24 protein-coding genes are annotated in these 25,503 nt (G+C 46.6%); 3 read left to right on the plus strand and 21 right to left on the minus strand.

Annotated elements, in window-relative coordinates:
* Positions 1-184 precede the first annotated feature (184 nt).
* A complete protein-coding gene (locus OGH69_RS07435) occupies positions 185-2,311 on the plus strand; it encodes a M1 family metallopeptidase (RefSeq protein WP_265173826.1) in 2,127 nt (708 codons plus the stop codon).
* Positions 2,312-2,395: 84 nt separating this feature from the next.
* Here the strand turns inward: OGH69_RS07435 and OGH69_RS07440 are convergent, their stop codons facing one another.
* The 4 genes from OGH69_RS07440 to thrA form a co-directional block, all read right to left on the minus strand.
* The gene (locus tag OGH69_RS07440) at positions 2,396-3,001 is read right to left on the minus strand and encodes a hypothetical protein (RefSeq protein WP_265173827.1); all 606 of its coding nucleotides are present in this window, start codon (positions 2,999-3,001) and stop codon (positions 2,396-2,398) included.
* Positions 3,002-3,070: 69 nt separating this feature from the next.
* A complete protein-coding gene (gene thrC / locus OGH69_RS07445; protein ID WP_265173828.1) occupies positions 3,071-4,366 on the minus strand; it encodes a threonine synthase in 1,296 nt (431 codons plus the stop codon).
* Positions 4,363-5,283 (minus strand): homoserine kinase, encoded by a 921-nt coding sequence (locus OGH69_RS07450; protein WP_265173829.1) that lies wholly within the window; start codon positions 5,281-5,283, stop codon positions 4,363-4,365. Before OGH69_RS07450 ends, thrC begins: the two co-directional genes overlap by 4 nt.
* 1 nt (position 5,284) lies before the next feature.
* Positions 5,285-7,732 (minus strand): bifunctional aspartate kinase/homoserine dehydrogenase I, encoded by a 2,448-nt coding sequence (gene thrA, locus OGH69_RS07455; protein ID WP_265173830.1) that lies wholly within the window; start codon positions 7,730-7,732, stop codon positions 5,285-5,287.
* Between the two features lie 285 nt (positions 7,733-8,017).
* Between thrA and OGH69_RS07460 the strand changes: the two genes are divergently transcribed.
* On the plus strand, positions 8,018-9,517 hold the full coding sequence (locus OGH69_RS07460; protein ID WP_265173831.1) for an NAD(P)H-hydrate dehydratase: 1,500 nt from the start codon (positions 8,018-8,020) through the stop codon (positions 9,515-9,517).
* A gap of 334 nt (positions 9,518-9,851) precedes the next feature.
* On the opposite strand, the gene OGH69_RS07465 is transcribed toward OGH69_RS07460, so the two are convergent.
* Positions 9,852-10,517 carry a LytR/AlgR family response regulator transcription factor gene (locus tag OGH69_RS07465; RefSeq protein WP_265173832.1) on the minus strand — a complete coding sequence of 222 codons (666 nt, stop codon included), beginning with the start codon at positions 10,515-10,517 and terminating at the stop codon, positions 9,852-9,854.
* Positions 10,518-12,209 carry a sensor histidine kinase gene (locus tag OGH69_RS07470; protein ID WP_265173833.1) on the minus strand — a complete coding sequence of 564 codons (1,692 nt, stop codon included), beginning with the start codon at positions 12,207-12,209 and terminating at the stop codon, positions 10,518-10,520.
* A 156-nt stretch (positions 12,210-12,365) separates the two neighbouring features.
* Between OGH69_RS07470 and hutH the strand changes: the two genes are divergently transcribed.
* Complete coding sequence (gene hutH, locus OGH69_RS07475; protein ID WP_265173834.1) at positions 12,366-13,874, plus strand: histidine ammonia-lyase; 1,509 nt, start codon at positions 12,366-12,368, stop codon at positions 13,872-13,874.
* 56 nt (positions 13,875-13,930) lie between these two features.
* Here the strand turns inward: hutH and OGH69_RS07480 are convergent, their stop codons facing one another.
* From OGH69_RS07480 to OGH69_RS07550, 15 genes are all read right to left on the minus strand, one after another.
* Positions 13,931-14,824, minus strand: coding sequence for a carboxypeptidase-like regulatory domain-containing protein (locus OGH69_RS07480; protein ID WP_265173835.1), 894 nt, complete (start codon positions 14,822-14,824; stop codon positions 13,931-13,933).
* Between the two features lie 11 nt (positions 14,825-14,835).
* Complete coding sequence (locus OGH69_RS07485) at positions 14,836-15,138, minus strand: MmcQ/YjbR family DNA-binding protein (RefSeq protein ID WP_265173836.1); 303 nt, start codon at positions 15,136-15,138, stop codon at positions 14,836-14,838.
* Between the two features lie 46 nt (positions 15,139-15,184).
* Positions 15,185-15,598 (minus strand): DUF1801 domain-containing protein, encoded by a 414-nt coding sequence (locus OGH69_RS07490; protein WP_265173837.1) that lies wholly within the window; start codon positions 15,596-15,598, stop codon positions 15,185-15,187.
* A complete protein-coding gene (locus tag OGH69_RS07495) occupies positions 15,598-16,038 on the minus strand; it encodes a hypothetical protein (protein WP_265173838.1) in 441 nt (146 codons plus the stop codon). Before OGH69_RS07495 ends, OGH69_RS07490 begins: the two co-directional genes overlap by 1 nt.
* Before the next feature lies 1 nt (position 16,039).
* Positions 16,040-16,585 (minus strand): GNAT family N-acetyltransferase, encoded by a 546-nt coding sequence (locus OGH69_RS07500; RefSeq protein WP_265173839.1) that lies wholly within the window; start codon positions 16,583-16,585, stop codon positions 16,040-16,042.
* Positions 16,575-17,111, minus strand: a complete 537-nt coding sequence (locus OGH69_RS07505) for a hypothetical protein (protein WP_265173840.1) — start codon at positions 17,109-17,111, stop codon at positions 16,575-16,577. The genes OGH69_RS07500 and OGH69_RS07505 overlap by 11 nt, the downstream gene beginning before the upstream one ends.
* Before the next feature lie 57 nt (positions 17,112-17,168).
* Positions 17,169-17,567 carry a hypothetical protein gene (locus tag OGH69_RS07510; RefSeq protein ID WP_265173841.1) on the minus strand — a complete coding sequence of 133 codons (399 nt, stop codon included), beginning with the start codon at positions 17,565-17,567 and terminating at the stop codon, positions 17,169-17,171.
* Between the two features lie 3 nt (positions 17,568-17,570).
* Complete coding sequence (locus tag OGH69_RS07515) at positions 17,571-17,768, minus strand: GldL-related protein (protein WP_265173842.1); 198 nt, start codon at positions 17,766-17,768, stop codon at positions 17,571-17,573.
* An 11-nt stretch (positions 17,769-17,779) separates the two neighbouring features.
* Entirely contained in the window at positions 17,780-18,148 is a 369-nt protein-coding gene (locus OGH69_RS07520) for a DUF1304 domain-containing protein (RefSeq protein WP_265173843.1), read from the minus strand.
* Between the two features lie 122 nt (positions 18,149-18,270).
* On the minus strand, positions 18,271-19,641 hold the full coding sequence (gene rimK, locus OGH69_RS07525; RefSeq protein ID WP_265173844.1) for a 30S ribosomal protein S6--L-glutamate ligase: 1,371 nt from the start codon (positions 19,639-19,641) through the stop codon (positions 18,271-18,273).
* 184 nt (positions 19,642-19,825) lie between these two features.
* A complete protein-coding gene (locus tag OGH69_RS07530; protein ID WP_265173845.1) occupies positions 19,826-21,007 on the minus strand; it encodes a DUF3570 domain-containing protein in 1,182 nt (393 codons plus the stop codon).
* A gap of 25 nt (positions 21,008-21,032) precedes the next feature.
* Entirely contained in the window at positions 21,033-21,239 is a 207-nt protein-coding gene (locus OGH69_RS07535) for a DUF4266 domain-containing protein (RefSeq protein ID WP_265173846.1), read from the minus strand.
* A 6-nt stretch (positions 21,240-21,245) separates the two neighbouring features.
* A complete protein-coding gene (locus OGH69_RS07540; RefSeq protein WP_265173847.1) occupies positions 21,246-22,169 on the minus strand; it encodes an FAD:protein FMN transferase in 924 nt (307 codons plus the stop codon).
* A gap of 9 nt (positions 22,170-22,178) precedes the next feature.
* A complete protein-coding gene (locus tag OGH69_RS07545) occupies positions 22,179-22,613 on the minus strand; it encodes a thioredoxin family protein (RefSeq protein WP_265173848.1) in 435 nt (144 codons plus the stop codon).
* 141 nt (positions 22,614-22,754) lie between these two features.
* Positions 22,755-25,310: an ATP-dependent Clp protease ATP-binding subunit gene (locus tag OGH69_RS07550; RefSeq protein ID WP_265173849.1), complete on the minus strand. Its 2,556-nt coding sequence runs from the start codon at positions 25,308-25,310 to the stop codon at positions 22,755-22,757.
* Positions 25,311-25,503: the final 193 nt, after the last annotated feature.

The following is a 25,503-nucleotide window of genomic DNA, read 5'->3' on the forward strand; positions in this document are numbered from 1 at the left end:
AGTCGTAAGGAACTGTATTTACGTTCTTTGCCAATGTTTTCGTGTAAAAAACGATGTACTGCAACGCCTCCCGGTTTGGATTACATAAAAGTAAAAAATCTTACATCTTTGAGAACCCTATTTAACGTTACTTTCTGAAAATAAAATCAGGGCAAATGCTTAGTTTTGTGCAAACACCGCATACATGAGATATTTGTTTTTCCTGTTTCTTTCTACCATCGTCTTTGGACAGCAAACCAAAAAGGTTGACTTTAAAACGGCCAATGCCTACCTGTCCTTTGATGTGCCGAATAAAAAGGTCATGGGCAAAATGGTCTATACATTTGAAGTGCTTGACAAGAAGGTAGATACCATCTACATCGACGCGCGGAATATGAAGTTTACCGACGTAAAGGTCAATGGCAAAAAGAAAACGGGATGGATAGCCTCGGCGAATGCCTTAAAGCTATATAAAGGGTTCAAGAAAGGAAAAAACACGTTAGAGTTCCGCTACGAGGCACAGCCGAAGCAGACACTGTATTTTGTAGGGGAAATATACCCGCCATCTACTGAGCTTGACGCAGTAGGGCAGCCCCAAATGAAAGTCCATCCGGACATGCAGATATGGACGCAGGGGCAGGGCAAATACACCAGCCATTGGCTGCCCAGCTTTGATGACGTGAATGAAAAAATAATTTTTAATATATCAGCAGTATTCAACCCGGATTTTACAGTCATTTCCAATGGAACATTAAAGAAAAAGGCACTGCTGGAGCCTGATACTGCCTGGTATTATGAAATGGACAAACCCATGAGCAGCTACCTCGTCATGCTCGCTATCGGCAAATTTGACAAGCATTCAGAAATCTCTGCATCCGGTACGCCGCTCGAATATTACCTCCGCCCGGAGGACAAGGACAAGCTTGGCCCTACCTACCGCGATAGTAAGCGGATGTTCGATTTCCTGGAAAGAGAGATCGGCGTAAAGTACCCGTGGGGCATCTACCGCCAGGTGCCAGTGCTCGACTTCCTGTACGCGGGTATGGAGAATACTACGTCCACTATTTTCGCACAGGACTTTGTGGTCGACGAGACCGGGTTTAACGACCGCACCTACATCAACGTTAATGCCCACGAGCTGGCGCACCAGTGGTTCGGCGACCTCATTACCGCCGAAAGCAGCACACACCACTGGCTGCAGGAGGGTTTTGCCACTTACTATGCCCTGCTGTGCGAAAAAGAGCTGTATGGCGACGACCACTTTAACTACGAACTGTACCAAATGGCCGAGCGCCTACAGCAGGCGGCAAAGAACGATACCATCCCTGTGATGAACGAAAAGGCAAGTACCCTTACCTTTTACCAGAAAGGGGCGTGGGCACTGCATGTGTTGCGCAACGGCGTGGGTGAGGAAGCTTTCCGCACAGCCGTGAAAGCGTACCTCGAAAAGCATGCCTTTAAAAACGTGGATACCGATGATTTCTTCGCAGAGATCAATAAGGTTTCCAACTATGATACCAACAGCTTCCGCAGGCGCTGGCTCGAAAAAGGAGGGTTCGAAGTACAGGAAGCATTGGAGATACTAAGCAAAAACCAGTTCATGCAGCTCTACCTGAAGCTGGGCGACCTGGCCGACAAGCGCTTTGCCGAAAAGAAGCCCATTTACTTGCAGATATTGCAATCGGACCAGTTCTACCCTGTAAAGGAAGAAGTGCTGTTCCAAACTGCTGATGTGCCTTTTGAGGAAAAGGCAGAACTCATCCGGTATGCCATGCAAAGCGGCGACATCAGGCTGCGGCAGGCCGTGGCGCGCACGGTAACGACCATGCCGCCGTCGTTCGTCAACGAGTACATTACCTTGATGGATGACAACTCCTACATCACAAAGGAGATTGCACTGAATGTGCTGTGCAGCAAATTCCCCGAAAGGCAGCCGGAATTCCTCGACAAGGCCGATGGATGGATAGGCTTCAACGATAAGAACCTGCGCATACTCTGGCTCACTCTGGCCTACAAGGCAACTGGCTACCGCGAAGCCGAAAAGGAGAAAATGTATGCAGAGCTTTTGGAGTATTCCTCACCAAAATATGAAAGCACCGTACGCCAGAATGCCCTCGCGAACCTGCTTTACATCGGGAAATTTGATGCTGTAATGCTGCAAAACCTTGTCAACGCAGCCGGTCACCACAAATGGCAGTTCGTAAAGTTCGCCAAGGACAATATCCGTAAAATGCTTAAGAAAGATGTATTAAGGGCGCAGTTCGAAAGCTTGCTGCCGTATTTGCCGGAAAGCGATAAGAGAAGGCTGGAAGGGTTGCTGGGGGAGAAGTAATTCTTTAAAGTTTTAGAGATTAGATTTTTAGACTATTAGATTTTATGGCACAATCTGCTATCTAAAAATCCTATTTCCAACATTCTACTTCTTAATCTTAATGCTCTCAATCAGTTCTTCAAACAGCTTTGAGCAGTCTTCGGTAAACACGCCGTCGGTCATTACGATCTGGAAATAAAAGTCGCCATGCGGGATCACGTACGTCCGGCTGCGTACACGGAAAGTTTCGCCCATCTGGGTCTTCATGGTAAACTTTCCGCTGAAGTAAATGCTTTTTATACGGTTTACTTTTACTTCCTGCGGCTCATCGATGAACTCATAGTCAGGGTAAAGATCCTTGAAGTGGTTGGCGCTTTTAACAATGTAGGATTTAAAAACGCTGAAATCCTTATTGCGCATTTCCCTCACATTAACCTGCACGGCGGGAATGAGGCCGGCTTTGGTCATAGGGTCGTATTTGTAAAACGACATCAGCAGGAGCGATCCCTTGTGGTCCTGTATGATCTTTAGCAGTTTTGCATTGTCAAGGTCAAGCTTGCCCAGGTTTTGCTTCAGGTCGTCATTGTTGGCCCATAGCCAGCCGTCCGGCTCGTCCATGGCAAATCCGTAATCCTTATTCTCATACCGCTGCTGTTGTGCCGAAACAGCAATGCAGAATAATAAAAAGCTTAGGGACAGCAGTCTTTTCATGATGAGTGTTTTGCAGGCAAACATAACCAAAAAAACTATTTGTTAAAAGAAACTTAAAGCATCAATCGGTTATTTCGGCTGATGCTTCTCTTTTAAAAAGTCTTTTAATTCCCCATAGCTGCTAATTTCAACCGACTTTTTATTGCCCTCCATTACACTTTTTATCTGTTCGGGCAGCGGTATGCCGATACCCAAAGTCTTCTCAATGCTGTCCGGAAATTTCACCGGGTGTGCCGTTTCTAAAAACACGCCTGCATGGCCGGGATTTTCAGCCAGGAATTTTTTCAGGCCGAGGTAGCCCACAGCACCGTGTGGGTCGGCAAGGTAGCCATTCTCCGTGTACAGTTTTTTTATGGTCTGCAGTGTCTCCGCATCGGTAAAGCCGTAAGAGGTAAGCTCGGCTGTAAGGCTTTCGCCGAAAAGTTCCAGTATGCGCACAAAGTTGCTCGGGTTGCTTACATCCATCGCGTTGGAGATGGTTTCAACAGTGGCTTCCGGCTTGTACTGCTGTGTTTTCATGAAGCGTGGCACGGTGTCGTTGGCATTGGTGGAGGCGATGAAATGCGCTATCGGCAAGCCAATTTTCTTTGCCATCATCCCCGCGCAAATGTTCCCGAAATTCCCGCTTGGCACCGATATGGCCAATGGTTTGCCAAGTGCTTTCAGTTCCTTATAAGCCAAAAAGTAGTAGAACATCTGTGGCAGCCAGCGCGCAATATTGATGGAGTTGGCCGAGGTAAGCCGTACATCCATCAATTCTTCATCAAGGAAAGCCTGCTTTACCATATCCTGGCAGTCGTCAAACGTACCCGATACCTCGAGGGCGGTAATGTTCTGCCCCATTGCCGTAAGCTGCATTTCCTGTACGGGGCTGACTTTTCCCGAAGGGTAGAGGATCACCACATCGATGCCTTCCACACCCAAAAAGCCGCTTGCCACAGCGCCGCCTGTATCGCCGGATGTGGCAACCAATATCGTGATCTTCTTGTTTTCGCCTTTGGTGAAATAATCAAGGCAGCGCGACATAAACCGTGCACCCACATCTTTAAAGGCCATCGTTGGGCCATGGAAGAGTTCTAATGAATAGACACCTTCTTCGACTTTTACTACAGGGAAGTCAAACGACAGTGTTTCGGCTACAATGCGTTTCAACTCATCCTGCGGAATCTCGTCGCCCACAAAAGGGGAAATGGCTTTCAGGGCAATTTCAGCAGGGCTGTAGTTTTCTATATTATCAATAAAATCGTTGTCAAGCTGCGGTATGCTTTCGGGGAAGTAAAGGCCTTTGTCCCTGGCAATCCCGGTAATGGCGGCTTCCTTAAAGGATACCTTTATGTCGTGGTTGTTTAAGCTGTAATATCTCATAGTATTTTTATTCCGGTTGGGTTAATGGGCGAAACGTGCAGTTCATACGGTATGCCGGTGCCGTCCAGTACAGCGGCCATGGCCTGTGCTGCTTTTTGGGCGGTTTCCTTCCCGCGCGACAGGGCAAACACCGATGGCCCCGACCCTGATATGCCGCCACCCAGCGCCCCGGCCTGCATGGCTGCTGCCTTGATGTCGTTGAATTTAGGGATAAGGATGTAGCGTACTGGCTCTACCAGTTCGTCGTGGAGGCTGCGGCCGATGAGGCCATAATCTTTCGTATACAAACCGCTGATGAGACCTGCAAGGTTGCCGCACTGCACTATGGCTTTTTTCAACGGGATGTTATTCTTGAGGATAGAACGCGCATCCATGGTCCTGAGCTCTATCTGCGGATGGATCACGGAGGCATACAGCTCTTCGGGCGCATCGATTTTTATGATGTCCAGCGGCTCATAGCTGCGTATCAGCGTAAAGCCGCCGAGCAGGGCAGGGGCCACATTGTCGGCATGGGCGCTACCGCTGGCCAGCTTTTCGCCCTGCATGGCAAAAGGAACGAGTTCTTTTGGCGAAAGCGGGCTGCCCAGCAAATAATTTATGGCAAATAACGCACCTGCAGCACTTGCAGCACTGCTGCCTATACCGCTGCCCGCCTTTATGCGCTTGTCGATGCTTATTTCAAAGCCCCGGTCGGGCTGAAGGTGTTCAAGCAGGGCCAGTGCAGCCACACCCGCCACATTCTTTTCGGGGGCAAGGGGCAGGTTGGCACCGATTATTTCCTTTATGGTAATCCCCGGCGCTTCGGTCTTGGCAATCGTCATCTCATCGCCCACATTTTCCAGGCACAGGCCGAGCACATCGAACCCGCACGAAACATTGGCAATGGTTGCCGGGCAGAATATCCTTATGTTCTCCATACTATTGATTGCCTATCCTTATAATGTCCGCAAATATCCCTGAGGCCGTAACCGCGGCTCCTGCCCCGGCGCCTTTTATCAGCAATGGCTGGTCGGCATAACGGTCGGTATAAAACAGCACGATGTTGTCCTTGCCTTCGAGGTTGTAAAACGGATGCCCCTGCGGGATGAAATGCAGCCCTACATTGGCTTTACCATTTTCAAACGATGCTACAAACTTGAGCCTGGCCCCTTCGGCGGATGCCTTTTTATAAAGGTCGTTAAAATGTGCCGCGTGTGTTTTAAGCGATGCAAAAAAGTCGTCTACGCTGGTAGTATCAAGGCTTTCCTGCGGTAGGAACGACCGGTTCTCTATATCGTCGATCTCCATTTCGTAACCGCTTTCGCGAATGAGGATCACCAGCTTGCGTTTCACGTCGATGCCGCTAAGGTCGATCTTCGGGTCGGGTTCGGTATAGCCTTCAGACTGCGCCTGCTTTACCACATCATAGAATGAATTCTCTTCATTAAAGTTATTGAAAATAAAATTAAGGCTGCCCGAAAGCACCGCCTGTATCTTGTGTACCCTGTCTCCCGAAGCCACGAGATTCTTTAGCGTATCAATAATTGGCAATCCTGCCCCCACATTGGTTTCATACAGGAACGGAGCGCTGTACTTGCGCGAAATGCCCTTCAGATTTTTGTAATTTTTATATTCCGATGCGCAGGCCACTTTGTTGCAGGTCACCACGGCAATACTGTTTTTAAGGTAGTCGGCATAGGTGCCGGCCACAACGTCGCTGGCGGTATTGTCTACAAAAATGCTGTTGCGCAGGTTGAGCCTTTTTATCTCACTGATGAAGTCGCCCGGATTAGCCGCAGTATTCTCCAAAGTGCTTTTCCAATCCTTCAGGTCGATGCCATCCTCATCGGTATGCATCATTTTGGAATTGGCCAGTCCCACGACCCGCACATTGATCTTCAGGTTGTCCTTCAGGTATTTTTTTTGTGCACGAAGCTGTTCCAGGAATATGCTTCCCACATTGCCTACGCCCATCACGAACAGGTTGAGCTGCTTAATGTCTTCCTCAAAAAAGGCCTCATGCAGGCTGTTGAGGGCTTTTTTTACGTCCCTGCTGTCAATTACTGCCGAGATGTTCCTTTCGGATGCTCCCTGTGCTATTGCGCGGATGTTGATGTTGTTCCTGCCCAGCGTGCTGAACATCCTGCCGCTTAGCCCCTGGTGGTTCTTCATATTTTCCCCGACAACGGCTATGATGGAAAGGCCGTTCTCCAGCAGGGCAGGCTTGATCTTTTGCTGCTGTATTTCAAAACGGAACTCCTCATCAATGGCGGTTTTGGCTTTTTTCGATTCGGCATCCGCAATACCCAGGCATATGGAATGTTCCGATGAAGCCTGGGTGATGAAAATGACGTTGATGCCTTCTTTGGAAATGACTTCAAACAATCTTTTCGAGAATCCCGATACCCCAACCATGCCGGGCCCTTCGATGGTAACCAGTGTAATGTTGTCAATGTTGCTGATGCCCTTTATCGGATTATCACTTTTTGACCCGGGGTTCTTGCGGATGACGCTTCCGGGGGCATCCGGTTCAAATGTATTTTTTATGTGCAGGGTAATGTCCTTGCTCAGTATCGGCTGTATGGTGGGCGGGTAAAGCACCTTGGCGCCAAAGTGCGACAGTTCCATAGCCTCCTCAAAGTTAATATGGTGTATCGGTTCTGCCTGCTTTACCAGCTTGGGGTTAGCGGTATATATGCCGTTCACGTCAGTCCATATTTCCAACGAAAGCACATCCAGCGCTGCGGCGAGGATTGCAGCGGTATAATCGCTGCCGCCACGGCCAAGGGTGGTTACGTGACCATCTTCCGATTCGGCAATGAAGCCCGGCAGTACGGTAATGGCGGCCTTACTTTTGTCGAAATGATGCTGGATGAGAAGGTTGCTCATTTCAAAGTTTACTACAGCTTTCCCAAACTTATTATTGGTCTTTATCAATTCGCGGCTGTCTGCCAGTTCGCAATTTTCACCCATGGATTTCAATGTTTCTGAAATGATGTAGGATGAAAGCACCTCGCCGAACGAAAGGATGAGGTCTTTGGTGCGTTCGGATAACTCACCCAATAGGAAACAGCCATCCAGCAGGGTTTCCAGGTGGTTGATGATGCGCTTGGCATGGCTAAGTATACCGCTTTGGCCTGTGGCGGGTATCAATTCCTTTATGGCCTCCATGTGCCGGTTTTCTATTTCCGAAAGGAGGCTGCGGTAATTTTCATTTTTTTGGGATGCTTCGACAGCCGCGTTAAGCAGCAGGTCGGTAACGCCGCCCAGGGCAGAGACTACCACAATGAGCGGGCGGCTGTCATTCTTGCTTTTTATGATGGAAATGCACTGTAGTATGTTTGCGGCATTGGCTACCGAAGTGCCGCCGAATTTGATGATATTCATAGATGTTTTTTTTGGTAAGCGAAAATTTTTTTCGAGAGGCGTTGTGTCATTTCCTCAGAAATAACCACAAAATGGATTATATGTAATGATTATACCCCGAACGGGGTAGTGGTAGTTGTTGTAGCCGTAACAGCAGTTGCAACCCTTGAAGTAGGGGTTGCCAACGTTAAATATTTGTTGCTGTTCGCTTTCATATAGAAGCAAATGTAATAAATTTACGAAGCGGCACTGATGTGGCGCAGCAGTTTTGCGAATATTTTATAAATGGCTATCGATCATTAAAATATGAAAATTTTTGATGCAATAAAGATCAGGGAAGCTGACGAAACTACAATTTCCCGGCAGGGCATCACTTCGGGTGAACTGATGGAACGGGCAGGCAGTGAGGTATTTTTGTGGCTCAAAAGGAAGTTTCCTGACAAGGAGACCGTTTTTCATATTTTCTGCGGAAAGGGAAATAACGGCGGCGATGGCCTTGTCGTGGCGCGATTGCTGCATAAGGATAATTATAAGGCAGTGGTCGACATTGTTGAAGGCACCGGCACTCCTTCACCTGATTTTTCGGACAATCTCGACAAGCTGTCAGAATGCGGCCTCGCCTGCAATACCAATGAGGTGTACGAATATAAAAAGCATAAGATTGTTTATCTGGACGCCGTATTTGGCATCGGGCTGAACCGTGAAGTTGGTGAGGAAGTACGCGCGGTTATCGAAAAGATCAATAACAGCGGGGCGAAGGTCATTTCTATTGATGTGCCTTCGGGTATGTTCATGGACAGGAAAACCGAACTGGCAGTGCAGTCGGACATTGTACTTACCTTCCAGTTTCCAAAACTCGCTTTTTACCTTGCAGGCAACTGCAGGTTTATTAAAGAAATAGAAATACTCGATATCGGCCTGGATAAGGAATTTATTGGCAGTGAGGCAACGCACTACCATCTTACCGACAAGGCAGAAGCACACCGCCGTTACCGGCCTGTGCCACACCATGCCCATAAAGGTACCCAGGGGCATGCGCTCATCATTGGCGGCAGCTATGGCAAAATGGGAGCAGCATTGCTATCGGCAAAGGCCGCCCTCAGGTCGGGATGCGGACTGGTTACTGCCTACATTCCCAAATGTGGCTACAACATACTGCAAACCGCATTTCCTGAAGCAATGGCGCTTACCGACGGGGAGGAACAAATCACCAACATCAGTTTTGACTTCAAGCCCAAGGCCATTGGGCTGGGCATGGGAATGGGGCAGCATCCGGAAACGCAGCAGGCACTGTTGGAACTCCTCAAAAAGCAGCAATCGCCATTGGTTATAGATGCCGATGCGCTCAATATAGTGTCCTATAACAAGGAATGGCTAGCACATTTTCCCGAAAACACGATCCTTACCCCCCATCCGAAAGAACTGGAGCGCCTCATCGGGCCGTGGGGGGATGATTTTGAAAAGGTGGAGAAGATAAGAGCATTCGCTAAAGAAAACAACATCATACTTGTTGCTAAAGATGCGTTTACCCTCATTGCATTTGACGATGTGGTGTATATTAACCCTACAGGCAATAGCGGACTTGCAACAGGGGGGAGTGGCGATGTGCTTACGGGCATTATTACGGGGTTGCTGGCACAGTCTTACCCACCGGCAGATGCGGCCATTTTCGGGGTGTACCTGCACGGGCTTGCTGCCGATATTGGCGTATGCGATGTGAGCAGGCAGGCCTTTACGGCATCAGACATTATCTATTACCTGGGAAAGGCGTATTTAACGATTGAAGCCGAAAAGGCACAGAAGTAAGAAAGACCCGCATATGGCACTCCGCTCAGGAGCGCCAAAACAGGTGGTTATGGTTAGGTGGTTTGTTCCAGAAGGGCTTTAGGGGGCAAAGCGATTTGCTTATAGGAATATTAGTTTAAAAAAAAGCCCAGCCTGCAGGGAGGGAAGAAAGTAAACAAAGCCTGTTATAGCGTAAAGGACCCCGATGTCATGAATGCAACAACAAAAAATAATGGCGTAAGTTTATGTGCAGGCGTGGCTTTTCACAATTACTAAAATTCATACCAAAAATAGAAAGTTAGCCTATTGGTAATGGTTTTATGTTGTGAAATGCACGACTTTGTATGCGAATGGATCAGAAGTTGGTGGAAAAGTTCCTTGACAGGGGGATTTCGAGGCTGTTTATATAAATAGCCTTGCTGCTGACACGCGTAACCGCTGCCCTGTTTACTACATAAGAGCGGTGTGTTTTCCCGAACAGGGACGGATCCAGCTCAAGCATGAATTTTTCAAGTGTCTGCCTGATGGTATAGGTTTTTTTTGACGTATGGATGTCGAGGTATACATTATCGGCTTTAATGTATAATATGTCTTCCTGGGCTATTTTTATGATACCGTATCCATCCTTAATATTCAGGAAACGGTCTTTTCTTTTTTGCAATACCAGCTGTATGGCTGCCATCAGGTCTGTTTTTCGTACCGGTTTGGTCAGGTAGGATTGCGGATTTGTAGCAAGCGCCTTTTGCATTGTAGCAAGGTCGTTTTGCGCAGTAAGGAAAATTACATCGGCACCGGGATTTTTTTGCGCTGCCAGCTCGATGCCCATATCACGGCCATTGATATTAATGTCCATCAATATCACTTCAGGGCAGAAGGAACGAAAAAACATCATTGCTTCGTCACGGTCATGGGCAAGTTTGGTATTGGTAAAGCCATCATCTTCAAGCAATTCTTTTACATATTCGGCAATGAGCACTTCATCCTCTACAATAAGTATTTTTACGGTATCTGCAACTGACATCTACAATTCTAATTTTTTATCAAAGTAAAACAAAAAACCATTACCTGTATCAATAGTACATTTAACTTTTAACTGCCTGCAAAGCCGTTGTACCAGTAATGGGTTAATTTCTTTGCCGCGTACATTTTTTCCGTTGTCCGAAAAAAGAAACACCATATTGTCATCCTGAAAGGTGAATTTGAATGTTACCTGCTTATCCTCCTGACTTTCGAAAGCGTGCTTAAGCGTGTTGATGCAAAGTTCGGTTACCAAAAGCCCCATATATATTGCCTCTTCATTAGGCAGGTAAATATTTTCAATGGTAAGCATTGTTTTGACACCCTGTTCTGAAAAAACATCATGAAAATTATCAAGGACTTCATTAAGGTACTTGCCCACATCCATATGGCGCTTATCTGCCGATTTGTAAAGATGCCTGTGCAGTACCGCTATTGATTCTACTTTTGAAAGAACCTTATTTAGCTGGCCCTGGTTTTCGGGATGCTTGCGCAACTCATCGCTTATCATGATTGTAATGAGCTGCAGGTTGTTATTGATGCGGTGATTGGCCTCGCTCAAAAGGAATTCATTTTCGGTAGACAGTTCTGCCAGCATCTTGTTGCTTTTAGATGTCTTTCTGTAAAAATAGGCAACAACCAAAAGTACAATCAGTGCGAGTGCGGTTGTAATTATGGTAAAAATCATGGTTTTTTGCGCGCTTTTTACCTCAATGCTTTTGTACCTGAGATCTTCTTCGGCTTTTTCTAGGTTGTATTTCCGTTCAATTTCGGCAGTACGGGCCAGTGCCCTGGAGTCGTACATTTTTTCTTCCAGGTATAAGGCTTCATAACAGTACTCAAAAGCCTTTTTAAAATCGCCTTTTTCCTTATAAGGCCAAAACAGCAGGTTGCTTATCTTGAAACGCATATCCATATTGCTGGTTTGCCTGCTAAGGGAGTAGGCCTCTTCCAGGTAATGTATCTTCTCGTCCAGATTTGTTGCCAGCCTGCTGAGGTTTACCAATATGTTTGCTTTGGCTATCAATAAATTATGTTTTTCAGATAATGCCAGTGCGGCATTGTAACAGGCCATGCTCTTTGCACGGTCGGCATATTCATATATGGCGCCCAACTCATTATAGCTGTACACAATGATTTCCTTATCTGTAACCTCCTGCTGCATCGCGATCACTTTTTCCGAAAGGCTTCGTGCCAGGGTGTTGGATCCGAACTGGTTTTCGATTGCTGCGCGCCGGTTATAATAATAGGCAAGTATGTCGGGCGGTGTTTTTAAATTGGGCAGTTTTCCTGCTTTCTTTATGTAATGCATTGCCTGCTCTTTGTTATCCCTGAAGCGGAATACTTCGGCAATCGAAGCAGTTACAAAAAGAACACTGTCAATATTATTGTCATTTGTATATATATTAAGGGCCTTATTAAAGTAAATATAAGAGCTGTCTGTCTTTTCCTTTAGTTTGAGCAGCTTGCCATAATGCAGGTATAGAAGGGCTTTGGTTCGATCTGAAGATTTACTGCTGCCACGTATGGCTTTTTGCATGTGGGCATATGCCGAATCGATCTGGTAGGTTCCGGCAAACTTTTTTGCAATGCCAAACTCCTCCATAGCCTGGGAAAAAGCAGATGGCCTGCAAAATAGCAGCACTGAACATAATGCTATAAGCAACTGCCGTTTTGAAATGATGGCGCCTTCCATTAATTAGATTATAGTATGGCGAAGTTAGTAAAATAAATGATGACAGCGTTTACAGATAGAATGTAGGTGGGGAAGCGGATTCATTCAAAACTTATCAAAAACCTTGCTTTTTAATTATTGTTTATTGAATTTTGATGCCTCAAACCATACTGTAAAATGGAAACTATACATTATATCAGCAGCGAAAGCTTATCCCTTGAAATTGTGAACGCTATCCTTACCCAGGATAAAAAGCTGGCCTTGTCTGAAGAGGCGCGTGCCAATATCGAAAGGTGCCGCATGTACCTTGACGAGAAGATGAAGTCGCATGAAGACGCCATTTACGGTATAAACACAGGCTTCGGTTCGCTGTATAATGTAAAAATTTCCAACGAGAACCTCACCAAACTGCAGGAGAACCTGGTAATGTCGCACGCCTGCGGTACGGGCGATGAGGTACCTGCCGGGATTGTAAAGATCATGCTGCTGCTAAAGATACAGTCGCTCAGCTACGGCCATTCCGGGGTGCAGTTGGAAACAGTGGAAAGGCTTGTTGATTTTTATAACAACGACATACTGCCGGTAGTATACGAGCAGGGTTCACTGGGCGCATCGGGCGATTTGGCGCCGTTGGCACACCTGTCACTGCCATTGTTGGGAATGGGTGAGGTATATGCCGATGGTTTTCGCCAGCCTGCCGCCAAAGTGCTCGGGAAAATGGGATGGAAGGCTATTGAGCTAAAATCCAAAGAAGGGCTGGCATTGCTCAACGGCACGCAGTTTATGAGCGCCTACGGGGTGTATATTCTCCTAAAGTCTGTAAAATACAGCTACCTTGCCGATGTTATCGGTGCCATATCACTCGAAGGTTTTGATGGACGCATAGAACCTTTCAATGAACTGATCCATATCATTCGCCCACACAAAGGACAAATTGTGACCGCAAGGCGCTTTAACGAACTGTTGGAGGACAGCGAGATCATTAAACAGCCTAAAAAGCACGTGCAGGACCCCTATTCGTTCCGTTGCATACCTCAGGTGCATGGGGCGACAAAGGATACTATCGACTATGTGAAAAAAGTGTTCCGTACCGAGATCAACTCGGTTACCGATAACCCGAATATTTTTGTTGGGGACGACCAGATCATTTCCGGTGGTAATTTCCACGGGCAGCCACTGGCATTAACGCTCGATTTTCTTGGCATAGCACTGGCCGAACTGGGCAGTATATCCGAAAGGCGGACGTACCAGCTTATTTCCGGCCTTCGCGGCCTCCCGCCATTCCTTGTAAGCAATCCGGGACTAAATTCAGGGTTCATGATACCGCAATATACTGCTGCCAGCATCGTGAGCCAGAACAAGCAGCTTGCCACTCCGGCCAGCGCTGACAGCATTGTGTCGTCCAACGGCCAGGAAGACCATGTGAGCATGGGAGCCAATGCCGCGACCAAGGCACTGAGGATCATCAATAACCTCGAGCGCATACTTGCCATCGAATTGATGAATGCCTCGCAGGCCATCGAATTCAGGAGGCCATTGAAATCCAGCGATTTTGTCGAAATGTTCCTTAAATCCTACAGGGAAGAGGTACCGCTTGTTACCGAAGACCGCATACTGCATTATGATATTGAAAATACCATCGCATTTCTTAATAGTATGGAGATAGACCAGAGCATTTTTGAGTAATCCGGCTTAAATAGCATTAGCCAGCCTAAAGGTTTTTAAAATCTTTGGGGCTATTATTAATCCGACAGCGTTACCTCGGCAAAAAAGTTATAGTACTTATTGTTGTGCTTATTTTGCCTATTGCTCCAGGCCCCTTTTTCATAGAGCCATTGCGCGCCTGCCTTGTCTGTATAGGCACATTTGAATGGCGGGTCATAGTAAATGTTATAATGTTTGTCTTTGCGGTCGAGCGCTTTTCCATATTTCAGTGAAACAAGATCAAACCGGTTACTATCGATGATGAGCCATTCTATTGCTACAAAAAAGCCTTTTTCCGGCATTTTTAAGTTGTATGATGAAAGATCAATAGTGCTAATGCGCTTGTTCTTCTTCACCGTACAAATAAGGTTTTTGTCATAAAGCAATTCGCCGGGGCTTCCGTCTTCTGCAACCGAATACAGCCTCAGGTTGAATTTGGAGTCAGGAGAGCGGCTTACGGTAATGAAAGTGACATCTTTAATGAAAGGGGTTCCGTCATATTCGCTGCGGTTGGGTATCAGCCTGGCGATCATTCGTGGCTTTACTGTAGTGGAAGATGCAAAATAAGTCTCCTCTTCATCTTCCAGTGCATTTATGGTCCGGAATATCTTTTCTTTTTTCTGCCGGATTACAACTTCATTCAGTTCAATGGCTTTGGGCGACATTATAACAGTGCTTTTCAGATCGATGATTTTAATGCTCACATCGCCATAGCCCACTGCGCTGAAGAGCAGGGTTTTGGAATCGTCCGTTTCTTTAAGTTCGAAGTTTCCCTGTTCATTGGCAGTAGTGCCTGTATCGTCGCCAACCACCCAAATGTTGACCAGCGGGATGGGCTGTTTGGTCTCACTGTCGATGATAGTGCCTTTTATCTGGGCATTAGACATAACAAAGCATAACAGGCAAAGAAAAGAAAACAGTTGTCTACTCATTGGGTTTAGTTTTATGAAGCAATTTCCTTACGCACTTTTGCGGGCAGCTTGTCATGGACGAGTTGGTAGGATTGTTGAACATACCTTTCCCATTCGCTTTTGCTGAGGCGTTTGATGTCGTCCACAAGCACCCATTTGTATCGTGCCATATAAGGTGCCGGAATGAAACCTTTGCGCTGCGTGAGCGCTTCAAAATCTTCATCCGAAGCTTTAAACGATGCGCTTTGCGGCACGCTGTCTGGCGAGGTGACCAGGAACATCTTGCCACCTACGTTAAAGCAGAGGTGGTCGTCCCACTTGATGTCTTCTGTCATTCCCGGAAATGTTTTGCAAAGTTGCTGTAGTTGTGCTATGTCCATATTACATTTCTATGAGCTGCAACCATTGCTTTATTAAAGCGTGCAGGTTTTCTTTTTTAGTTGAAAGGTCTTCCATACCGGTTATGGTAATCATCCTCCGGCCATCTGTAAATTTACCTTCAAGGATGCCGGTAGTGTCATGCAATTTGTCACCTGTGGGGAATATCAGCAAAATCTCCCCAGGCTTACGTACGTTATACACAACAATATCCCTCTTATATTCTTTTGGGTCGAACGGGGCCATTTCGCCATTATAGTAAAAAGCGGGCGAATTCCACTTGATGTGCTCGCTTATTACAGGGCTTACCGCCAATATAAAGGTACGCAGTTCCTGCATTACATCTTTTAGCGGATGCCCGGAAGCTGTAATGAACTCAGTTACTTGTTCTTCAGCGGAAAGTTTTGGTTTTGCCATTAATTAAAGATTTTTGCCGTACGCAGACCGCCTGCCGATTTGCTGTAATATACCCTGCCTGTAACCCTTTCACAGCCATCCGGCATTCTTTTGCGGGGAATTTTCTTCATATCCACTAAAATAGCGTGTTGGTGTGCAATAGACGGATCGTGGAAAAAAACAACCAGGCTGTCATTACCGTTTTTAAACATATCATCATATACGAGCATGGCTTCCGTATAACGCAGCTTGCGCCCCAATAGTTTTTTCTCCTCCCGGGTCAGCTCAAGCTCATCGATTGCCTTAAATGGCAGTTCCCAATCGTCATTGCCCTGTGCGAATAGCTTTTGGCTTATTGCCGTGATCTCATCGGCATGCAGGGCAGCGCCGTCAATGGTGTGGTACCCCGCAGAGCAGCTCGCAAAAGCAACTATCGTAAGGAAGAAAAGAAACTTTTTCATGTTATGGCTTTTTAAATTCATGCTTCAGCAACGAGTACATCACCGAATCCTCCATGACGCCGCCAACATTGTAATGCTCCCGCAGCGTTCCTTCAAAGGCAAACCCGAACTTATCCAATAGTTTGAGGGATGGCTCATTGTAATCGGCTACTAATGCCTCTACCCGGTGCAGCCCCATTTCGGTAAAGCCATAGTCCAGCACCGCCTTTAAGGCCTCGGTCATAAGGCCTTTGCGCTTGTCCTCCTCATATTTAAGGTCATAACCTATTTCGGCGCGGTTGTGCTTAGGGAACCACGTATGGTAGCCACATCCGCCAATGATCCTGCCCGTGTTTTTATCAATAAGCTGGAAAAGCACAAAGGTCCGATTGTGCGTAGCGTAGCCCTTACTGTACTTTTCTTTCTCCACGGCGAGGTCTTCGGCAGAAGCCAGTCCCAGGAATTCCATCAGCTCTGTGTTGCCAAAATTATTGTGGATGTAGTCATACACGTCCGGCGTAATGGCGCGGAGGGTAAGGCGTTCGGTATGGATCTCTTTAAACTGCATGCTGTTTTATTGCTTTGTTAGCCAATACAATAATAGCAATTGAATTAATGATATACAAGGGATAACCAAAACGGATATCACTCATAAATGCGGGGTCGCCATTATCTATAAGTACAATAACCAGCGGTAATATGGCAAGGACAGTTGAAAGCCACGCAAAAGTACGGACTATCTTCGCTTTGCCAAAAAGCGAGCATATCATCATGGCTATCGATGACAGACCACATCCCGTAAAAAACAGAAAGAAGTTGAAGAAATCATCTGGAAAATCTTTGAAGGGAAATACGGCAAACTCCCAACCGCTTATTGTTTCCGAATTACTTTTTGAATTGTCGTCAGTTTCGGTGTCATCTGTAATTACCTCACTGATATCTACGGCATTGGTTGAGGCCGCAATCGAATCGGTTACAACTATGTCAGTTTCCGCAATTGCCATTTTTTCAAAGGTACACATTTCAAAAAATGGGCAAAATAGCAATAACAGGCTAAGCCCCGCCAAAACCCTCACAATGTTGTTTGCTTTCATAATCAGTGCTTTTTACAGAAACGTAAGAATCATCTCCGTAATTATGGCAAATGCAGATTATTTGCTTTCAACCAAAAACACTTCGTCCACCCGCCTGAACTTTGGGTTGGTAGCCACGGTAACACGCTGGGTATAGGAGTTGTCTTTCGCCTTGATGATGCGCACGGTCATAGTCCCGGCTTTCAGCACTTCTTTATTCCGGGCGGCGGTGGCAGGGGTAGGGGTAACGGTATAGGTGCAGTCGTCTATCCATACGATATCAAAATCGTATGTCTCATCACTTGCTTCCATCTTTTCGGTTTGGGTATTGCCGTCACGGGTAATGATACAGGTCTGTTTTGATGCAGGGTCGGTGACCTTAAACGTTCCGTTCTTAAATTTGGTGCATCCCGTTTGCTGGGCAAATGCCGAAACGGATAGTATACAACTGAAGAATAAAGTAATTTTTCTGATCATACATTATTGTTTTAATAGTGAATTGCTGTTCCTCGCCATTACTGCTTTGATTAGAAGCAGTAATATTCCCAATGCTTTTAAACCCATCCCCACAATCAGCATCAGGCTGGCCCCCGGCCAATGCATTATCTTAAACAATGCCCCGGCAATGGTTATCATCAGGCCAACTAACACTACTACTATTATAACCCAATATTTCATAATCATGTTTTTTACAATTTAAAATATACCGCCAGCAGGCCCAGCAATGCCGGTACCGACTGTACATACAATATGGTTTTCTGCACAGTCAGCGCGCCATATACACCCGCAACAAAAACGCACCCCAGAAAGAACATCGCTACATTGGCGCTCCACTCAGCATTGCAGCAGATGAGCAGCGACCATATCAGGCCCGCGGCCAGGAAGCCGTTGTACAATCCCTGGTTGCCCGCCATGGCTTTTGTTTTTTCAAACATGTCGGCAGGTAATCTCCTGAAGACTTTCCGTGCCCTCGTCATCCAGCCGAACATCTCCAGCCACATAATGTACAGGTGGATGAGCGCTACAAGCCCTATTATTATTTTAGATGCTATTCCCATGTGTTATATTTTACGTTCAGTCATTGCAGGGAGGTACTACAAAGCAATCTTTCTATTCAAAAATTCCCGGTTTTACTGAGGAAAGATTGCCACGCTCCGTTCCTCCGCTCGAATGACAGTGCCTACAACTTCCACTTAAAGTTCTTCTCGATGGCCTTTATCATCGCGCCGGCAATGTCCTTGTTGGTTGCACCCTCAATGCCCTCAAGGCCGGGGGAGGAGTTTACCTCTAATAACAAAGGGCCTTTTGACGAACGGATAATATCCACGCCGGCAACCTTCAGGTTCATGGCCTTTGCAGCTTTAATGGCTATTTTCTTTTCTTCCATGGTGGCTTTTACTACCGATGCCGTACCGCCAAGGTGGATGTTCGCCCGGAACTCGCCCGGCAGCGCCTCACGTTGTATGGCTGCAACCACTTTGCCATCAATGACGAAAAGCCTCAGGTCCTTCCCGTTGGCTTCCTTTATGAATTCCTGCACCAGTATGTTGGCATTCAGGCTTTTGAATGCATTGATAACGCTCTCGGCCGCTTTTTTGGTTTCTGCCAAAACTACACCCTTGCCCTGTGTGCCTTCCAGCAGCTTCACGATGAGCGGCGAACCGCCCACCATTTTTATCAGTTCGTTGGTATCCAGCGGGGAATTGGCAAATCCCGTGGTTGGGATATCTACGCCGCTATTCAGCAGCAATTGCAGGGAGTACAGCTTGTCCCTCGACTGGCTGATGGCCATCGAAGAGTTAAGGCAAAATACCTTTAGTGCCTCAAAATGGCGGGTCAGCGCACAGCCGTAAAAGGTCATGCTCGGCCTGATTCGGGGTATTACGGCATCAAAATTATTCAGCACCTTGCCGCCGCGGTAGTGTATTTCGGGTGTGTGTGCATCCAGTTTCATGTAGCAGTCCTTCAGGCTCAAAAAGTGCATTTCGTGGCCACGGGCTTCGCCTGCTTCCATAATGCGCTTGTTGCTGTACAGCTCCGGGTTGCTTGCCAGCAGCCCTATGCGAAGCCCGCTTTTGGGTTCTTCGCCCTTGTCATAATATTCCTGCAGCTTTTCGCGGGTGGGCTGGCCCAGCACATATTTTTGCTCAGGGTCTACCAATATCCTGCCGCTCATGGCTTCGCGCCCAAGCAGCATCCGGAAACCCATCGAGTCGCGGTTGGTAAGCGTCAGCTCTACTTCCCATCGCAATTCGCCCACCTGTATTTCGGCGCGTATCACATAGCGCTGTTCCCGAAAACCGCTCGAACTTTTTACCACACGCTTATCTACAAGGGGCGCCTGGCAGTGAATTACTGTCTTTATGTTTTTTTGTATGGGGTTAATGTCGAATTTTACCCAGTTTTCCCCTTCGTTTTCAAAAGGTACTATGTTCACGGCATGCAGCGCCGATGTCTTAGCGCCCGAGTCTACACGGGCCTTAATGGCGTGAATGCCAAGCTGGGGGAAAGAGCACCATTCCTCGCTTCCTACGATTACTTTATCAAGCATTTTATGATCGGTTAAATAACCTAAATTACTACTTTTTTTAATAGTGGCGCGGGCTATGCAAATATTTATTGAAAAAATAATACAGCCTGTCCGGGACTGTATCATAAAGGAGGAATGCAGGGAAGATATAATAACTGCAAACAGCCCTGATGCAGTTGAAAGGACTGTTTGCAGCAATACAATTTTATTTGAATTTCAGGTTTATGCTTACAATGTCCGAGGTAAGCTGTGTAGACCTGGCATAATGCCCATAACGAAGTTCAAGCGCATTAAAATGCTTTATGCCAAATACGCCATTGGCAGGAGTAAACCGGAAGCCCATACCAAAGAAGCTGCTGTCAAATTTGGAGAGGTCGTAGTTGCTCGTGTAAAATTCTTCAAGGCCGCTGTGCTTCTTGTAAGCATCAAAATATTTGGCAGCAGTTTGTGTATAATACCTGTAAAAAGGGCTTACCGAGAAAAATGCCGAGAGCTTTACAGGGATTTCAATATCGGCAGTATGGGAAGAGAGGTTCCAGTCGTCTGTATAATACCTGTAATAGGCCCTTATGATTATGTTATCGCCTAAAAAGTAGCTGGCCCGCAGGGCAACAGGAAGCTTAAAGCGGCTATCGGGGAGTTTTTCCTGGTGTACGGATCCGTCCGTAAAATAAACCCTGTGAAACGGCAGGCTCAGGTAGCCCTGCTGCGTTACTATATCGGCCTGTACCATTACCTGGAAATTCTGGTTTACTACCTGCGAGTAGCTTAATGATCCGGCAAAGGTATTGCGCGCTTCGGTTCCGCCATAGCCTATGGCAGACCTTAGCTCAATGGGGGTTACCAGCTTTACCTGGTCCAGGTAAGCCTGCAGCCTGGCGGTAAATTCCCCGTTCCTGTCTTTGGTTTTTGCAGAGTAGCTGATATTTCCTCCAAACGACTGGTAGTCGTATTCTGTTGATGACGAAACGCCCGCACCAAAGAGGGTGCCTTTTTCCTCGTTCTCGCGGGTGTAGTTTACGGATGGATAAAAACGGATGTCAGATGATGAAGCCGACGAGTTGGCCTGTAAGTCAACCCTGTCTGAGGAGGCAGAGGTATATTGGTCGACACCTATCTCAACATCAAAGTTATGCTTGATGCCTGTACTGCCATATTTTACGATCCTTACATCCAGCGCGTTGGATATATCGGTGAGTTTTTCAGAACCGATGCCGCCCGTTACCACGGCATTATTGCCATCCTGCCTGTAGTAGCTGGAAATGAGGTTGATTTCCTCGATTTTCAGCTTTTTTTCTTTGTATGCGGTAGAGTCGGCAGGTGTATCCTGTGCAGCTGCACGAAGCAATCCCATCAGGGCAAACCCTGTTATAAAAATGCGTTTCATTTCTAAGTTGAATTAGTCAGGGTTATTAATTACAGCCGCATCCGCCACCGCTCTTTCCTCCGTTGGCACCGGAAGAACCCTCACGGTAGGATTCAAAGCTGAGTTCCGTTTTTTGTACTTTACGGCTGGATAAAGCCATTTCGGCATCATTGATTTTGTTTTTTTGGTACTCCTTCACCGAAGTGCAGGAAACTAAAAAAACACCAAGAAGCACTGTTACAGGGAATTTCATGTTGTTTTACTTTAGGTTAATATTTTTTGAAGTATACATGTTGTTGTAGTCGTCTATGATGATGCAAAACAGGCCGGCAAGCTGGTCAACCAGGTTTAATCCGGCTTTTATGCCCATCACGGCTATCGGTGTGGCCATGGCGTCGGCAAACTCGGCATTTTCGGCTATTATAGTGACACTTTTTATGCCTGATATCGGCAATCCTGTTTTTGGGTCTATGGTGTGCGAATATTTTTTTCCGCCAATCATTACAAATTTTTCATAATTGCCCGAAGTCGCTACTGCTTTTCCTGAAACAGCGAGGTAAGAAAAAAATTTTTCAGGGCTGTCCGGGTCGGATATGCCTATGCGCCAAGGCTGGCCCGATGGCTGCAAACCCCAGGCGGTAAGGTCGCCACTGGCATTAATGATACCGCTTTGTACCCCGTTGGCAATAAGAAGGTTTTTAGCCATTTCGGCCGCATATCCTTTTCCTATTCCGCCAAAGCCGATACGCATCCCTTTTTCCCTGAGCATTACAGTTCCTTCTTCGGGGTCCAGCACAATGTTTTTATAATTTATCAGGTGTACCCTTTGCAGCGCTTCTTCCTTTGTAGGTAGCGAGGTCATTTGCCTGTCAAAATTCCAAAGGCTTTTATCAAGGCTCCCATAAGTAATGTCAAAGGCTCCCTGGGTTACTGCAGATATACCGATGCTCCTTTCAATAAGCGAATACACTTCACGGTCCACTTTTACGGGATGTATCCCGGCATTGCGGTTAATCAGGCTTGTCTGGCTTTCATCGCTAAAGGTAGTCAGCAGCTTCTCTATTCGCTTTATTTCTGCAATGGCTGTATCAATATGCAGCTGTGCAGCATCATTATTTTCGTCAACAACAGTGATGGTAAAATTGTTCCCCATCAGTTTAAGCGAATGCGAATAAGCTTCCATTACACCGTATTACTTTCTGTTGGCATCACAAAGGGCTTTGATTTCCTTTGTCCATTTTTCAACCGGTACATTAGGTTTGCCGTCCCAAGTCTTAATTACCTTCCCGTTGGCATCAAGCAGCAGGGTATAAGGAAAGTGCCCGCCTTTGTTATACATTTCAGCCAGGGCGTCATTCTTTTTTGCCTGGTCGGGTGACAACTGGTTTTTTTTTCTTCGAGGAAAATCGGCATTAAGCATAACAAGATTGCCGTTTGCCATTTTCAGGAAATCTTCATTTTCAAAATACTCCTTTTTAGTGGCTATACACGGTGTGCACCAGTCGGATCCGGAAAAATTAAGCAGTATCAGTAGGTGTTTGTCTTTGGCAGTTTTCTTTGCGGCCTCAAAATCGGTTTCCCATTGCAGCGGTATTGCAATCAAAAGGAGCAGTGCAATCAGTTTCATGATTCAAGTGTTAAATATTATACAAATTAACGTATAAATATGGTCCATATTTTAAGCTGGCTCTATTTATAATCATTCAAAAAAAAATCCCTAAAGTTTTACGCCTTAGGGATTTTACTATTCAAAACAAATTGATATTATTTATTCCTGGCTGGCAGGATTTTCTGCTTTTTTCACTGTTACCGAAAGCTCGGTAGCATTATCTTCAAGATCCATGAAAATTTCATCGCCACCTGCTATTTTGGCAGTAATGATCTCTTCAGCAAGGGCATCTTCAACATACTTCTGGATGGCCCTGTTCAGCGGCCTTGCGCCATACTGCTTGTCAAAGCCTTTTTCAGCAATGAATGCTTTTGCCTTGTCGGACAGCGTTACGTTGTAGCCGAGGTCTTTTACCCTTGCATACAGCCTTGCCAGCTCAATTTCGATGATTTGGTCTATATGCTCTTTTTCAAGCGCATTGAACACGATGATGTCGTCGATCCTGTTGATGAACTCCGGCGCGAAGGTTTTCTTCAGGGCGGCTTCTATAACGCCTTTGGTATGTTCGTCAGCCTGTAGTTTTTTCGCAGATGTCCCGAAACCAACACCCTGTCCGAAATCTTTCAGCTGGCGTGCACCAACGTTGGATGTCATGACGATAATGGTATTGCGGAAGTCGATCTTGCGTCCAAGGCTGTCTGTAAGGTAACCGTCGTCCAGTACCTGGAGCAGCATGTTGAATACATCAGGGTGCGCTTTTTCGATCTCATCAAGAAGCACCACGCAGTAGGGCTTGCGGCGTACTTTTTCGGTCAGCTGCCCGCCTTCTTCGTAGCCCACATATCCCGGAGGCGCTCCTACAAGCCTCGATATGGCAAATTTTTCCATGTACTCGCTCATGTCGATGCGCACAAGGGCATCCTCACTGTCAAACAGCTCTTTAGCGATAACCTTTGCCAATTGTGTTTTACCAACACCCGTCTGGCCCAGGAATATGAACGAGCCTATCGGCTTGTTAGGATCCTTAAGGCCTGCGCGGTTACGCTGTATCGATTTGGCGATTTTTGCCACCGCTTCATCCTGGCCTATCACCTTGCCTTTGATCAGCTCCGGCAGTTTGGCCAGCTTGTTGCTTTCGGTCTGCGCAATACGGTTCACCGGTATTCCCGTCATCATCGATACTACGTCTGCCACGTTGTCTTCGGTAACGGTTACGCGATTATTTTTAGAATCTTCTTCCCACTGCTCCTGAGCGATGGCAAGGTCTTTCTCAATACGCTTCTCATCGTCGCGAAGCTTGGCAGCCTCTTCGTATTTTTGTTTCTTCACTACGCTGTTTTTCAACTCGCGTACCTCTTCAAGCTGCCTCTCAAGGTCCAGGATCTGCTTGGGCACATCAATGTTGGTAATGTGCACGCGCGAACCTGCCTCATCCAGCGCATCAATGGCCTTGTCCGGAAGGAAACGCTCGCTCATGTAGCGGTTGGTCAGCTTCACGCACGCCTCAATGGCTTCCTGTGTATATGTTACACTGTGGTGGTCTTCATATTTATTCTTGATGTTGTTCAGGATGGTAATGGTTTCCTCTACCGATGTAGGCTCTACCATAACTTTCTGGAAACGGCGCTCAAGCGCTCCGTCCTTCTCGATATACTGGCGGTACTCGTCCAGTGTGGTGGCACCGATGCATTGTATCTCGCCGCGTGCCAGCGCCGGCTTAAACATGTTGCTGGCGTCAAGCGAGCCTGTAGCGCCGCCGGCACCTACAATGGTGTGTATCTCATCGATGAAAAGGATGATATCATCATTCTTCTCAAGTTCGTTCATTACGGCCTTCATACGCTCTTCAAACTGCCCGCGGTACTTGGTGCCGGCTACTAGGCTGGCAAGGTCGAGCGTTACCACGCGCTTGTTGAACAGTATGCGCGATACTTTTTTCTGTATGATGCGCAGCGCAAGCCCTTCGGCGATGGCCGACTTACCCACACCCGGCTCACCTATAAGCAGTGGGTTGTTCTTCTTGCGGCGGCTCAGGATTTGCGATACGCGTTCTATTTCCTTTTCACGGCCCACAACAGGGTCCAGTTTGCCTTCTTCGGCAAGTTCGGTCAGGTCGCGGCCGAAGTTGTCCAGTACAGGCGTCTTGGATTTCTTGTTGGCTTTAGCACCGGAAGAAGGATTGTTGAAGGTGCTTTCACGCAGGCTGTCATCTTGTCCTGCATCGTCGTTATACGACTCTGCTTTAGGCAGATTTTCCAGGTATTCTTCTTCGTTTGATGTCATGCTGATAAATTGTTCTTTAACGGTTTCGTAATCGATTTTTAACTTGTTAAGCAACTTTGTTGTAGGGTCATTCTCATTACGTAATATGCACAGCAGCAGGTGCGCGGTGCTTATCGATGTGCTCTGGAACACCTTGGCCTCAAGGAATGTGGTCCTCAGGGCGCGTTCTGCCTGGCGGGTAAGGTGAAGGTTCTTCTTCTCGTTGTTGCGCTCGGCATTAGGGTTCGCAGGGCTTAATATCTCTACTTTCCTGCGTAAATGATCCAGGTCTACGGAAATGCTGTTCAGTATCGAAATAGCCTTGCCGTTCCCGTCCCGCAAAATTCCTAACATTAAGTGCTCGGTGCCAATGAAGTCATGGCCTAAGCGAAGCGCTTCCTCTTTGCTGTAGGTAATGACGTCCTTGACCCTCGGTGAAAAATTATCATCCATAATGTTATTTTTGATAGTGTAAATTTAAGCATTTAAACAGAATTTTACAAAAACCATACCTCTCTGCAATACTGTCAGGCCGGCAAAATCTGCTGTAAGGCTAAATGACGAAAAAAAACCCGAAAATAAAAGCGATTTAATATTACTTTATTAACTATTCCGGTAACAAACAGTGTTGATAAAACACTAAAAA

It is taken from the genome of Flavobacterium sp. MFBS3-15, assembly GCF_026107645.2.
Lineage (GTDB): Bacteria > Bacteroidota > Bacteroidia > Flavobacteriales > Flavobacteriaceae > Flavobacterium.

Bases quoted from the DNA above. Each gene is read 5' to 3' on its own strand.
- OGH69_RS07435 (WP_265173826.1), top strand. From the start codon at position 185: ATGAGATATTTGTTTTTCCTGTTTCTTTCTACCATCGTCTTTGGACAG.
- OGH69_RS07440 (WP_265173827.1), bottom strand. From the start codon at position 3,001: ATGAAAAGACTGCTGTCCCTAAGCTTTTTATTATTCTGCATTGCTGTT.
- thrC (WP_265173828.1), bottom strand. From the start codon at position 4,366: ATGAGATATTACAGCTTAAACAACCACGACATAAAGGTATCCTTTAAG.
- OGH69_RS07450 (WP_265173829.1), bottom strand. From the start codon at position 5,283: ATGGAGAACATAAGGATATTCTGCCCGGCAACCATTGCCAATGTTTCG.
- thrA (WP_265173830.1), bottom strand. From the start codon at position 7,732: ATGAATATCATCAAATTCGGCGGCACTTCGGTAGCCAATGCCGCAAAC.
- OGH69_RS07460 (WP_265173831.1), top strand. From the start codon at position 8,018: ATGAAAATTTTTGATGCAATAAAGATCAGGGAAGCTGACGAAACTACA.
- OGH69_RS07465 (WP_265173832.1), bottom strand. From the start codon at position 10,517: ATGTCAGTTGCAGATACCGTAAAAATACTTATTGTAGAGGATGAAGTG.
- OGH69_RS07470 (WP_265173833.1), bottom strand. From the start codon at position 12,209: ATGGAAGGCGCCATCATTTCAAAACGGCAGTTGCTTATAGCATTATGT.
- hutH (WP_265173834.1), top strand. From the start codon at position 12,366: ATGGAAACTATACATTATATCAGCAGCGAAAGCTTATCCCTTGAAATT.
- OGH69_RS07480 (WP_265173835.1), bottom strand. From the start codon at position 14,824: ATGAGTAGACAACTGTTTTCTTTTCTTTGCCTGTTATGCTTTGTTATG.
- OGH69_RS07485 (WP_265173836.1), bottom strand. From the start codon at position 15,138: ATGACAGAAGACATCAAGTGGGACGACCACCTCTGCTTTAACGTAGGT.
- OGH69_RS07490 (WP_265173837.1), bottom strand. From the start codon at position 15,598: ATGGCAAAACCAAAACTTTCCGCTGAAGAACAAGTAACTGAGTTCATT.
- OGH69_RS07495 (WP_265173838.1), bottom strand. From the start codon at position 16,038: ATGAAAAAGTTTCTTTTCTTCCTTACGATAGTTGCTTTTGCGAGCTGC.
- OGH69_RS07500 (WP_265173839.1), bottom strand. From the start codon at position 16,585: ATGCAGTTTAAAGAGATCCATACCGAACGCCTTACCCTCCGCGCCATT.
- OGH69_RS07505 (WP_265173840.1), bottom strand. From the start codon at position 17,111: ATGAAAGCAAACAACATTGTGAGGGTTTTGGCGGGGCTTAGCCTGTTA.
- OGH69_RS07510 (WP_265173841.1), bottom strand. From the start codon at position 17,567: ATGATCAGAAAAATTACTTTATTCTTCAGTTGTATACTATCCGTTTCG.
- OGH69_RS07515 (WP_265173842.1), bottom strand. From the start codon at position 17,768: ATGAAATATTGGGTTATAATAGTAGTAGTGTTAGTTGGCCTGATGATA.
- OGH69_RS07520 (WP_265173843.1), bottom strand. From the start codon at position 18,148: ATGGGAATAGCATCTAAAATAATAATAGGGCTTGTAGCGCTCATCCAC.
- rimK (WP_265173844.1), bottom strand. From the start codon at position 19,641: ATGCTTGATAAAGTAATCGTAGGAAGCGAGGAATGGTGCTCTTTCCCC.
- OGH69_RS07530 (WP_265173845.1), bottom strand. From the start codon at position 21,007: ATGAAACGCATTTTTATAACAGGGTTTGCCCTGATGGGATTGCTTCGT.
- OGH69_RS07535 (WP_265173846.1), bottom strand. From the start codon at position 21,239: ATGAAATTCCCTGTAACAGTGCTTCTTGGTGTTTTTTTAGTTTCCTGC.
- OGH69_RS07540 (WP_265173847.1), bottom strand. From the start codon at position 22,169: ATGGAAGCTTATTCGCATTCGCTTAAACTGATGGGGAACAATTTTACC.
- OGH69_RS07545 (WP_265173848.1), bottom strand. From the start codon at position 22,613: ATGAAACTGATTGCACTGCTCCTTTTGATTGCAATACCGCTGCAATGG.
- OGH69_RS07550 (WP_265173849.1), bottom strand. From the start codon at position 25,310: ATGGATGATAATTTTTCACCGAGGGTCAAGGACGTCATTACCTACAGC.